The sequence below is a fragment of the Vibrio jasicida CAIM 1864 = LMG 25398 genome (assembly GCF_000400365.1).
Lineage (GTDB): Bacteria > Pseudomonadota > Gammaproteobacteria > Enterobacterales > Vibrionaceae > Vibrio > Vibrio jasicida.
In genome coordinates this window covers 25,778-37,719 of the sequence record NZ_BAOG01000093.1, presented here as the reverse complement: position 1 = coordinate 37,719, position 11,942 = coordinate 25,778, and the positions used below count along the sequence as shown (strand labels likewise).

Annotated in this window: 11 protein-coding genes; 7 read left to right on the top strand and 4 right to left on the bottom strand. The window is 45.0% G+C overall.

All coding sequences use genetic code 11. The features are described from left to right. Positions 1 to 12: 12 nt before the first annotated feature. On the bottom strand, positions 13 to 1,023 hold the full coding sequence (pspF, locus tag VJL_RS21675) for a phage shock protein operon transcriptional activator (protein ID WP_038881419.1): 1,011 nt from the start codon (positions 1,021 to 1,023) through the stop codon (positions 13 to 15). Positions 1,024 to 1,256: 233 nt separating this feature from the next. Here pspF and pspA point away from each other — a divergent pair, with 233 nt between their 5' ends. From pspA to VJL_RS21640, 7 genes are all read left to right on the top strand, one after another. Next, the gene (gene pspA / locus VJL_RS21670) at positions 1,257 to 1,928 is read left to right on the top strand and encodes a phage shock protein PspA (protein WP_038873620.1); all 672 of its coding nucleotides are present in this window, start codon (positions 1,257 to 1,259) and stop codon (positions 1,926 to 1,928) included. Positions 1,929 to 1,942: 14 nt separating this feature from the next. Continuing rightward, a complete protein-coding gene (gene pspB, locus VJL_RS21665; protein WP_038873617.1) occupies positions 1,943 to 2,176 on the top strand; it encodes an envelope stress response membrane protein PspB in 234 nt (77 codons plus the stop codon). Beyond that, positions 2,169 to 2,558 (top strand): envelope stress response membrane protein PspC, encoded by a 390-nt coding sequence (gene pspC / locus VJL_RS21660; protein ID WP_038873614.1) that lies wholly within the window; start codon positions 2,169 to 2,171, stop codon positions 2,556 to 2,558. The genes pspB and pspC overlap by 8 nt, the downstream gene beginning before the upstream one ends. Positions 2,559 to 2,714: 156 nt before the next feature. Further along, entirely contained in the window at positions 2,715 to 3,746 is a 1,032-nt protein-coding gene (locus VJL_RS21655; protein WP_038873611.1) for an efflux RND transporter periplasmic adaptor subunit, read from the top strand. Position 3,747: 1 nt separating this feature from the next. Further along, positions 3,748 to 4,833: an efflux RND transporter periplasmic adaptor subunit gene (locus tag VJL_RS21650; protein ID WP_038881417.1), complete on the top strand. Its 1,086-nt coding sequence runs from the start codon at positions 3,748 to 3,750 to the stop codon at positions 4,831 to 4,833. Beyond that, positions 4,830 to 7,934 (top strand): efflux RND transporter permease subunit VmeI, encoded by a 3,105-nt coding sequence (gene vmeI, locus VJL_RS21645; RefSeq protein ID WP_038881415.1) that lies wholly within the window; start codon positions 4,830 to 4,832, stop codon positions 7,932 to 7,934. Before VJL_RS21650 ends, vmeI begins: the two co-directional genes overlap by 4 nt. Positions 7,935 to 8,005: 71 nt before the next feature. Then, positions 8,006 to 8,566, top strand: coding sequence for a DNA-3-methyladenine glycosylase I (locus VJL_RS21640; RefSeq protein ID WP_038881413.1), 561 nt, complete (start codon positions 8,006 to 8,008; stop codon positions 8,564 to 8,566). A gap of 8 nt (positions 8,567 to 8,574) precedes the next feature. On the opposite strand, the gene VJL_RS21635 is transcribed toward VJL_RS21640, so the two are convergent. The 3 genes from VJL_RS21635 to VJL_RS21625 form a co-directional block, all read right to left on the bottom strand. Beyond that, complete coding sequence (locus VJL_RS21635; RefSeq protein WP_038881411.1) at positions 8,575 to 9,432, bottom strand: lipase secretion chaperone; 858 nt, start codon at positions 9,430 to 9,432, stop codon at positions 8,575 to 8,577. 13 nt (positions 9,433 to 9,445) lie between these two features. After that, on the bottom strand, positions 9,446 to 10,348 hold the full coding sequence (locus tag VJL_RS21630; protein ID WP_038881409.1) for an esterase/lipase family protein: 903 nt from the start codon (positions 10,346 to 10,348) through the stop codon (positions 9,446 to 9,448). A gap of 280 nt (positions 10,349 to 10,628) precedes the next feature. Then, positions 10,629 to 11,834 carry a cystathionine beta-lyase gene (locus tag VJL_RS21625; protein ID WP_038881407.1) on the bottom strand — a complete coding sequence of 402 codons (1,206 nt, stop codon included), beginning with the start codon at positions 11,832 to 11,834 and terminating at the stop codon, positions 10,629 to 10,631. Positions 11,835 to 11,942: the final 108 nt, after the last annotated feature.

Below are 11,942 nucleotides of genomic sequence, written 5' to 3'. Positions count from 1 at the left end.
CACGTCAAAGACTTAGCTTTGTCCAACCAATCCGTATTTTCTTACCATCCCCCTAAGTTGATGGTAACTGAGTCCAAGTAAGTCCGCTGCTTGTCGTTGATTAAATTTGGCCTCTTCTAATGCGCGGTTAAGAAGAGTGATGTCTTGTTCTTCTTGCCACTGCTTATAATCCAGCGGGAAGTTAATTGTTGGACCAACATGAGGTTGCTCCGTTTCCTGCTCTCCTTGCTCTGCAGAATGACCAAGTGCGTTTTCCCAACCGGTTTCAAATGGATTAAACACCAAGTACTCGATTGGATCGGCATTGAGTCCGTGGCGATAAATAGCTCGCTCTATTACGTTCTTGAGTTCACGCACATTACCAGGCCAAGCGTAATCTAATAGAGACTGTTGTGCTTCTTCTGTAAAGCCAACAAAGTACTCCAGTTGCAATTCACGACACATTTTTATGGCGTAGTGCTCGGCGAGAGAAAGAATGTCTTCTTTGCGTTCTCGCAAGGGTGGCAACATGATCACATCAAAGGCCAGTCGGTCGAGCAAGTCCGCGCGAAAATCACCGCGCTCTGCCAATTGTGGAAGGTCAGCGTTGGTAGCACAAACCAAACGAACGTCTGCAGTTAATGCGGTATGGCCGCCTACACGCTCATACTCGCCGTATTCGATTACTCGCAATAGTTTTTCTTGTACCAAAAGCGGGGCTGTCGCGAGTTCATCGAGGAAAAGCGTGCCCCCTTCAGCCCGCTCAAAGCGTCCCTTGTGTTTCCCTTTCGAACCAGTAAATGAACCAGATTCATGGCCAAAAAGTTCAGAATCAATCAAGCCTTCGCTTAATGTCGCACAGTTTAGAGAAAGCAGTGGCTTATCCCAACGTCTTGATAAATAGTGTAAACGTTGTGCTATGAGTTCTTTACCTGTGCCTCGTTCTCCGATTATGAGGACCGGTCGTTCAATCGGCGCGATTTGTGATACTTTATCTAACACAGAGAGAAAGGCGGGTGATTCACCGATTAGGTTCTGCTTCATAAAGTCCTTCTTATTTTTTATCTGACCATGATTTACAGTATTGAAGTTGGTGAAATTTACCAACTGTTGGTAAAAAACATCATAGCATATCAGTGTGCTACAACAACAAAATGATTAACTCGTTGTTTAGTAAAGGAAAATAAAGTTGGCATGCTACTTGATATAGGTAAAGGGAGACACAAGGTAAATGACCACCTTGTCGAGTTTAAATAGGAAGAAAGAGGAGTTCCGTTATGGGTATTTTTTCTCGTTTTGCAGATATCGTTAACTCAAACATCAGTGCATTGCTAGACAAGGCGGAAGATCCTGAAAAAATGATCCGTCTTATCATTCAAGAAATGGAAGACACACTTGTTGAAGTGCGTACCAACTCGGCTAAAGCGATTGCAGACAAAAAAGAGTTGGCTCGCAAAGTGGAAGCACTAGAAGAGCAAATTACTGAGTGGGGCCAAAAAGCGAGCCTTGCACTAGTAAAAGAGCGTGAAGATTTAGCGCGTGCCGCTTTGATTGAAAAGCAGAAACTTGAGCACGTAATTAAAGGCCTTCACACTGAGCAAACACTCGTTGAAGAAACCATCGAAAAATTGACAGGTGAAATCGGTAAGTTGGAAGCCAAAATTACAGAAACTCGAGCGAAGCAACAAGCGCTTGCGATTCGTAACCAAACGGCTTCTAACCGACGTGATGTTCAAAAACAATTGCACGCAGGTCGTACAAACGAAGCGATGGCAAAGTTTGAACAATACTCTCGTAAAATTGATGAGATGGAAGCAGAAGCGGATCTTTACGCAAAGACTGGTAATGCTAAATCGTTAGACCAAGAGTTTGCAGAGCTGCAAGCACAAGATGAAATTGAAAAAGAGTTGGCAAAACTGAAAGAACAGATGTCATCGAATGATAAATAAGAAAGGAGCCATTCATGTCGACATTTATTATTACTGGACCATTGATTGTCTTTTTAATCTTTGTCGCTCCACTATGGCTCTTCTTACACTATCGCAGCAAACGCAAAGCAGATAGTGCACTGTCGGGCCAAGATCTAGAGCGTCTTCAGGTACTGTCTGAAAAAGCGGAGGCGATGCAATCTCGCGTTGAAACATTGGAGCGTATCTTAGATGCAGAATCCCCAACGTGGAGACGAAAGTATGATTAAACGAGAGCTGTATCGCGACCCTGTTAATGGCAAAATCTCCGGTGTGTGTGCCGGAGTCGCGAACTACTTTGGTGCGGAAGTTTGGTTGATTCGGATCGTCGTGATATCGGCAGCCTTACTTGGTGGTACTTTTCTCGTGTTGCTGGCTTATATTGCAATGACATTCATGTTGGAAAAGCAGCCCGTAACTTATACTGAGAATATCAAGTCACGCCAAGAGCATACGTTGAAGAGCAAACCATGGCAGAAAGGCCAGAGCCCAGACCAACTGTTGAGTGTTTTAGAAAGTGACTTTAGCCGCCTTGATGGAAAAATCCGTAGTATGGAAGCGTATGTCACTTCCGACGCATATCGCGTAAACAGAGAATTTAATAAACTCTGATAATTAATTATGATTTTATTGATAAAGCAGGCTTCGGCCTGCTTTATTTTTGTCTCAAATTGCTATTTTTAAAGAATTTTTTTGCTCCGATGCTCTAGAAGAACACCATAAATTCATCTACCTTAAAAGGAATGGATCTTAAATGGATGAATTAACATGAGAAAAGCGCTCATTCCAATCGCTGTCATGACGGTTCTCTCTGGGTGTGGAAAAGAGCTACCACCAGTCCCAGAACCGGAATCTCGGCCCGCTAAACTCTTTACGGTTACTGTAGGCAATGCACAGTTTGAAAGACACTTTCCTGCCACTACAGAAGCCGGAGACCGAGCCGTTCTCGCATTCCGAGTGCCTGGTTTGCTTCAATCGATCGAAGTCAATGCCGGACAAATGGTGAATAAAGGTGATGTGCTTGCCGTACTCAACCCTGACGAATATTCGCTACTCGAAAAACAAGCCCGAGCAAATTACACCCTTGCTGATGTTCAATACGAACGCTCGAAAAAGCTTCGTAAAGAGCAAGTGGTTTCGGAACAAGACTTCGATGCGGCGAAAGCCAATCACAATTCAGCGAAAGCTCAGTGGAATCAGGCCAAAGCTAACCTGAGGTACACAAAGCTTGTTGCGCCTTACGATGGCACGATTTCGTATCTGCCAGCAGAAAATCATGAGTATGTGGCGGCAAAAGAAGGCGTCATGAATATTCAAACCAATCAAGTCATGAAGGTGTTGTTCCAGCTTCCTGATCATCTACTCAGCAAATTCACACAGGGTGCGAATGCTTATGCATCAATGACATTTGATGCGTTTCCTGAGCGCGCTTTTGAGGTGACATTCCAAGAAATTGATACCGAAGCCGATCCTAAAACCGGCAGTTACAAAGTCACAATGGTAATGGAGCGTCCTGAGGGTGTTGGCATCCTACCAGGAATGTCCGGTAATGTTCATCTTGTGTCTGAAAACGCGGGTGCGACTAAAATTCCTGATTCAGCCCTGTTTACCGAAGATGGCAAAACCTGCGTTTGGCGTGTTAATGATCAAGGCATTGTTGAAAAAGTCTCGGTTTCTTTGAACGACAAGCAGCAAGTTGAAAAAGGGCTAGAGGATGGAGATCAAATCATTATCTCTGGTGTCAATGTCATTGAGCCGGGTATTAAGGTTCGTGAGTGGGTTAAGGAGCGAGGATTATAGTATGAAAGGAATCATAGCTTTAACCATGCTTTGCTCTGCCGTGTTACTTGCAGGCTGTGGTGAAAAAGGCCCAGAAAGAGAATTGGAGACCCCTCGTGTTCGTGTTGCTTCTTTAGAAGGGCAGCGCGTTGATGACAACTTATATTTTCCTGCGATAGCCAACGCTGCCGATCGTTCACATTTGAGTTTCCGTGTGGCAGGCGAGGTAAGCCGTGTTTTGGTCAAAGAAGGCGATAAGGTCATTAAAGGTGATGTCATTGCTAGGCTTGACCCAACCGATTATCAATTGGACGTAGATAACGCATCTGCGCGTTTTTCTGTGGTAGACAGCCAATATCGTCGTTCCGCACCGCTGGTTAAAAAAGGTTTATTAGCTAAGTCTCAATTTGATGAAATTGCGGCACAACGCCAAATCGCGCTCGCTGAGCTTGAATTGGCCAAGTTGCGTTTGTCTTTCACCGAGCTTAAAGCGCCAGTCGACGGCATTATTTCCCGTGTTAATGTCGATCAATTTGAAAATATTCAAGTTGGTCAATATATCGTTAACATTCACAGTGTTGATCGCGTTGAAGTCCTTATTCAGCTCCCCGATCGTCTTTACGTGAACCAACCTCCTACTGAAGAGCGTTTGACGGCAATTAATGCTGTCGTTCGTGTGCCAAGTGGCAATGAATACAAGGCGAAAATCAAAGAGTTCACGACAGAACCTGACCCTGATACAGGCACCTTTACGGTGACGCTATCACTGCCAATGCCGGAAAACGAATACATTCTTGATGGTATGGCGGTAGACGTGACATCGAAAGATGAAAAGGTGGGTCTTGAGCTTAACGTTGGCATTAACGTTCCCATTGAAGCGATCTTTAATGCCGATGGAGATGAGCTGAGCCGTGAAAATAAATTCGTTTGGGTTTTGAATGATGATAATACCGTGAGCCGCAAACAAGTGCGTGCAGGTAAAGCGTCACAAACCTCAGTTCAGATTCTTGATGGCCTAGAACTTGATGACAAAGTCGTTGTTGCTGGTGTATCCCGATTAAGAGATGGCATAAAAGTGGAAGTGGTTAAGCAGGAGGCAACGCAATGAGTGAACAAAAAAATACTGCGCCTCAAGATGATGATAACGTAACTGGCATTGCGGCCTATTTTATTCGCAACCGTGTTATCAGTTGGATGGTGTCGCTGATCTTTTTGATCGGCGGTGTGTCAGCATTCTTTGGCTTGGGACGCTTAGAAGATCCTGCGTTTACTATCAAAGATGCAATGGTTGTTACTTCTTATCCGGGCGCAACGCCTCAACAGGTTGAGGAAGAGGTAACGTATCCGATAGAAAAAGCGATTCAACAGCTGACTTATGTTGATGAGGTCAATTCCATCTCCAGTCGAGGCTTGTCGCAAATCACCGTGTCCATGAAAAACAACTATGGTCCAGATGACTTACCACAGATATGGGATGAACTGCGTCGAAAAGTAAATGACTTAAAGGGCTCCCTGCCTCCGGGTGTAAATGACCCATCGGTTATCGATGACTTTGGCGACGTATACGGTATTTTGCTCGCGGTTACTGGTGATGGGTACAGTTACAAAGAGTTGCTCGACTATGTTGATTATTTAAGGCGGGAACTCGAACTTGTTGACGGCGTCAGCAAAGTTTCGGTTTCTGGCCAGCAACAAGAGCAAGTCTTCATTGAAATCTCGATGAAGAAGTTGAGCAGTCTTGGCCTATCACCAAATACGGTTTTCAATTTACTTTCGACTCAAAACGTCGTTTCCGATGCCGGTGCAATTCGAATTGGTAATGAGTACATTCGTATTCAACCGACGGGTGAGTTCCAAAGTGTTGATGAGCTAGGTGATTTGTTGATCACGGAATCAGGTGCTCAAGGTCTTATCTTCTTAAAAGACGTTGCTGAAATTAAACGTGGCTACATGGAAGTCCCGACGAACATCATCAACTACAACGGTGAACTGGCGTTGAACTTGGGCGTCTCATTCGCTCAAGGTGTGAACGTTGTGGAAGTGGGTAAAGCATTTGATCGCCGTGTTGCAGAACTGAAATACCAACAACCCGTTGGTGTTGAAATTTCAGAAATCTACAACCAGCCGAAAGAAGTAGATAAGTCAGTGAGCGGCTTCGTTATCAGCCTAGCTCAAGCGGTTGGTATCGTAATTATCGTTTTGCTGTTTTTCATGGGGCTGCGCTCGGGTCTGCTTATCGGTCTAATTCTGCTTTTGACCGTGCTTGGCACTTTCATCTTCATGAAGTATCTGGCCATCGATTTGCAGCGTATTTCGTTAGGTGCCTTGGTTATTGCTCTAGGTATGCTGGTGGATAATGCCATCGTTGTCGTGGAAGGGATACTCATAGGTACCCAGAAAGGGAGAACGAGACTGCAAGCTGCAACGGATATTGTAACGCAAACTAAATGGCCGCTATTGGGTGCAACGGTGATCGCGGTGACGGCGTTTGCACCAATCGGTTTATCAGAAGACTCGACGGGTGAATATTGTGGCACCCTGTTTACCGTGTTGCTTATCTCTCTGATGTTAAGTTGGTTTACGGCGATTTCGTTAACCCCATTTTTTGCTGATATCTTCTTTAAAGGGCAGAAAATCAAAAGTGGTGAAGGCGAAGACAATGACCCATACAACGGTATTGTTTTTGTCATGTACAAGAAGTTCCTCAGCTTCTGTATGCGCCGAGCTTGGTTCACAGTGGTTGTTTTGGTGGCAGGTTTGGCCGCGAGCGTTTACGGCTTTACGCACGTGAAACAAGCATTCTTCCCATCTTCAACGACACCTATCTTCCAATTGGATGTTTGGTTACCGGAAGGCACCGATATTCGAGCGACTGACGATACGTTGCAGGAGTTAGAAGGTTGGTTGGCAGAACAGGACCATGTAGACCACATCACGACGACGGCGGGTAAAGGTTTGCAACGTTTCATGCTGACCTACGCACCAGAAAAAAGCTACGCGGCTTATGGTGAGATCACTACTCGAGTTGATAACTACGAAGCACTAGCCCCGTTAATGGAACGTTTTAGAGAGCATTTGAAATCTGATTACCCAGAGATCAACTACAAGCTGAAACAAATTGAATTGGGCCCTGGTGGCGGTGCGAAAATTGAAGCACGTGTTATCGGTTCTGATCCAACAGTGCTACGTACTATCGCTGCGCAAGTGATGGATGTGATGTACGCCGACCCAGGTGCAACAAACATTCGTCATGATTGGCGTGAACGTACTCAGGTACTTGAGCCTCAGTTTAATGAAAGCCAAGCACGCCGTTACGGTATCACCAAATCAGATGTGGACGATTTCCTTTCAATGTCGTTTTCGGGCATGAGCATCGGTCTTTACCGAGATGGTACAACGCTAATGCCAATTGTTGCTCGTCTACCAGAAGATGAGCGTATCGATATTCGCAACATCGAAGGGATGAAGATTTGGAGTCCAGCACAGAGTGAGTTTATTCCATTGCAACAAGTGACCATGGGTTACGATATGCGTTGGGAAGATCCAATCATTGTGCGTAAGAACCGCAAGCGTATGCTAACGGTGATGGCAGATCCAGATATCTTGGGTGAAGAGACGGCGGCAACATTGCAAAAACGCCTACAACCTCAGATTGAAGCGATCGAAATGCCACCAGGCTACTCTCTAGAGTGGGGTGGTGAATATGAGTCTTCTGGTGATGCTAAAGCATCGTTGTTCACCACGATGCCGATGGGTTACTTGTTCATGTTCTTGATCACCATTTTCTTGTTCAACTCAATCAAAGAACCTTTGATTGTTTGGTTAACGGTGCCTCTGGCATTGATTGGTGTGACGACAGGTTTATTGGCCTTGAATACACCATTCGGTTTTATGGCGCTGCTGGGCTTCTTGAGCTTGTCTGGTATGGTTCTGAAGAATGGTATTGTACTGCTTGACCAGATCGAGATTGAGATGAAGTCGGGTAAAGAAGCGTACGATGCCGTAGTTGATGCCGCGGTGAGTCGTGTGCGCCCGGTATGTATGGCGGCAATCACTACCATTCTTGGTATGATTCCTCTACTACCGGATATCTTCTTCAAACCAATGGCAGTAACCATCATGTTTGGTTTGGGTTTTGCGACCGTACTGACACTAATTGTTGTACCAGTGTTGTATCGTCTATTCCACAGAGTAGCATTACCAAAGTAACCGCTTAACTCAGTTAAGTTTGAAAAACGCCTCTGACCGATTGTCAGGGGCGTTTTTATAAGGATAAAAGTATGGAACATAGAACGTGTGCATGGGCGATGAACCACCCACTTGAACGTGAATATCACGATGCGGAATGGGGAGTGCCTGTTCATGATGACAACGTATTATTCGAGTTCATTACGCTAGAAGGCGCGCAAGCCGGCTTGAGTTGGATTACGATTCTGAAAAAGCGAGAAGGCTATCGTGAAGCGTTTGAGCGCTATGATTTAGAGAAGTTGATTCAACGCGATGAAGAGCGTACAGAGTTCATCGTTGAGAATTTCGATGTGGTCAAGCATCGCGGTAAAATCAACTCGGTATTTAGCAATGCCAAAGCGGCAAAGCAATTGATTGAAGAATACGGAAGCCTTTCCGCTGCGCTGTGGCAATTTGTTGATGGCAAGCCAATCGTGAATCACTGGACAGATATGAGCCAAGTGCCAGTATCGACAGAACAGTCCAAAGCGATGAGCAAATTCCTTAAAAAGAAAGGATTTAAGTTTGTGGGCGAGACGATTTGCTATGCCTTTATGCAAGCCGTAGGCATGGTCGATGACCACATTGTTGGTTGTCCTAAGAAGCCTAATTAGACATCGAACTAGTTGTTCGCTTCACTATCATGAATTCTCTCTAAAGCTTCCACGCGACGCCATTGGTTTTGCTCGAAGCTTTGTTCTCTTAATCCGGCGATTTCTGTTTTCTTTTCTTCTTCGCCGAGGAAATCATTGTTGATGATCTCCGCTCGTTTCTCTAAATACTCGTTGAGTGATGCATTAAACGAGGCTCGTTGTTCATCCAGAGCTTGTAGTCGTTCGGCGCCTTCTTCGCCCACCAAATCAATACGAGCCAAATACTTCTCCTGTGCAGTCATTTCTGAGGTCTGATTTAGTTCAATCACTAGCGCGTTGTTGCGTTCACTTTGTTGAATGTAATCAGGTTGAGAGGCGAGGTTTTCTTCGAGTATTTGTTGTTGAGAGTCAGCGTCTAATTGGGTTTCCCGAATGGCGAGTTTATCTATTGCTAACTGACGTAAGCGATTTTCTTCATCGAAAAGTTGAGCGATTTGTTCGTCAGTAAAAAATTCGCTCTGCATCGACAAGATGGCGTTGTTCAGTTGTTTCAACTCCATCAATGACAATGAATTTCCTTCAAACGGTTCTAGCTTGGATAACGCTTCTTTGTAGGCGAGGTAAGTTTCGAACAGTTCTGCGTTGATACCCAGTGAATTTGATTGTGATTCGCCGGTTTTTACGTTGGCTTTGATTTCTTCAAGGCTTTGCTCCCCAAGACTGCTCAATGAGTACTCAAAGAAGTCTTTCTGGGAGGAAAGATCAACTGTAGTGTCTTGTTGTGAATGCGCCTTTATTGGCTGCGCTGACTGATGTTGATACAAATAAACCGCTCCTACACTAATGAGTGATACAACGGACACAATGACAAGAGCGGCTTTCTTCATGATAAGTTCCTTTTTATAGACCTTGCAGTTTCAGGCGATTTGCATGCTGACGATACAGTGTGACTGGGTCAGTTTCGAACAAGTGATGAATACCAAGCAATCCGTTGATTTCATCCAGATGATTCATCTTGTAGTTGTCTCGAATCACCTTACCTAGGTGAGTATTGCATGCCCCGACAAGGCCATCGTTCGGACCATCAAATGCTAAGCCTAAGACGACCATTGCGCCGTCAGTAGGGTCAAATAGATTGGTAAAGTTCGAAGAGCCCGTCCATGAGTAGTAATACACGCCATTCGATGCCAACAAATCACCATCTCCGCATTCACTGGTAGGGATACCTTCCGGATAATATTGGTTGAACGCCAAAGAACCTTCGGTGGTTAGAGCTTCTAAAGAGGCCAATGGATCTTGGTCGAGGTCTGTACCACCAGAAAGTAGGTTAATCAATGTCACGAGCCCTTCTGCCAACTTCACAGCCACGCCTTCACTGATAGAGCCTTCAGGTACCGTACCGCGCACAATATCTGCAACTTTAGAGCCCTTATTTACTCCTCCGATACTGGTAACGGATGCTACTAAGTCTGGGCGTATGGAGGCGACATAACGTGTTGTTGGACCACCGTGACTGTGTCCAATCAAGTTGACCTTCTGTGCGCCTGTTGCAGCAAGCAGCGTTTCAACCTGTGCTAATAGCTGCTCACCGCGAGCTTCACTGCTGTTGGTCGCAGACACTTGGGCAACATAAACCGTTGCGCCATCTTTGGTCAGAGAGTGTGGGATGCCATAGAAGTAATCGACACCGGCTAAGGTATCAAAGCCAAACAACCCATGAACAAGAACGATGGGATATTTAGTCTCCGTGTACCCACTGGCGTTGGCAGATGCAAAGGGTAGGGTGCTTAAAACGAAAAGCATTGTTGTTATGAATCTGAGTTTCAAAACGATCTCCTTGTGGTATGACCTCTTGTGAGTTTTATAAAATAGGAGATAAGTTTTGCGGTTGAGAAGTTCGTTTGTGGCACATTGTTTTAATCTGTGATTACTCAAAAGAAAATCAACAGATATGATTAACATTGAATTTATGAATATTAGAATGTTAGTTAATTCTAATTAAGACAATGGGTTAGTAACTCTGTAATGAGCGGCAAAAAAATAGCCTCGCAGTACGAGGCTATTTAATAATTGTTCTGAATGCTTATAAAGAGGCTTCTTTTTCTAGTACGAGTGCGTTGTATCGCTCGAAGCCTGCTTCAAGATCGGCAATGAGATCTTCAACATCTTCAAGACCGATGTGCAGGCGGACAAGTGTGCCTTCGAAGTTTGGATTCGCCACTGTGCGCAAACTGTTAAAGCTCTTTGGTTCGTTAGCTAAAATCAAACTCTCAAAGCCACCCCATGAGTAACCCATGCTGAAGTGTTTCATGCCATCCAACAATGCTGTGGTTGCTTTCGGGTACGAGCTTTTTAATATGAATGAGAACAAGCCATTCCCACCAGTAAAGTCGCGTTTAAAGAACTCATGACCTGGGCAGGTTTCTAGGGCAGGGTGACGAACGTGATCGACTTCAGGGCGGCTTGCCAACCACTGTGCAACTTTCAGGCTGTTCTCTGCATGCTGGCGTAAGCGAACATCCAAAGTACGAATACCGCGCAGACCAAGATATGCGTCATCAGGAGAAACGCATTGTCCCATAAGGTAGCTTTGTTCACGCAGCTGGTCCCAGTATTTCTCAGACGCAACCGCCGTACCCAGCATTACATCTGAGTGACCAACAATGTACTTGGTTGCTGCTTGGATAGAGATATCAACACCGTGCTCGAATGGTGAGAAATTCACACCGGCACCCCAAGTGTTATCAAGCATTACGATGATGTTTTTTTCGTGTGCAATGCTTGCTAAAGTCGGAACGTCCATGACTTCCATAGTGATAGAACCCGGAGACTCAAGGAAAAGTACCTTGGTGTTTGGCTGAATTAGGTCGCGGATACCTTCGCCTATCATAGGATCAAAATAAGTCGTTTCGACACCCATTTTTTTCATAATGGTATCGCAGAAATCGCGGGTTGGTTCGTAACAAGTATCCACCATCAAAATGTGGTCGCCGGTTTCGATAAAAGACAGAATCGCATTCGAGATTGCGGCCGTGCCACAAGGGTAAAGTGCACAGCCAGCACCACCTTCGATTTCCACCATCGCATCTTGGAAAGCAAAGTGAGTATTCGTACCACGACGTCCGTAAAACAGTGTTTTGTTGGTTCGGTTAATCATTGCTTGGTTCTTTTCAGCAACTGTATCAAACACGATAGTTGAAGCTCGTTGTACTGGTGGGTTGACCACGCCATTCGTCCACTTCTTATCACGGCCTGCAGTAACGAATTTGGTCTTTTTGCCCTCTGACATAAAATTTCCCTGTCTAATTTACGATTTTCAATATTTAAAACATGGACGATGGGTGGTTTGCAAGGGAAAACTTAACTTCAAACGACTCCTCCGAGGATAGGTCGAAAA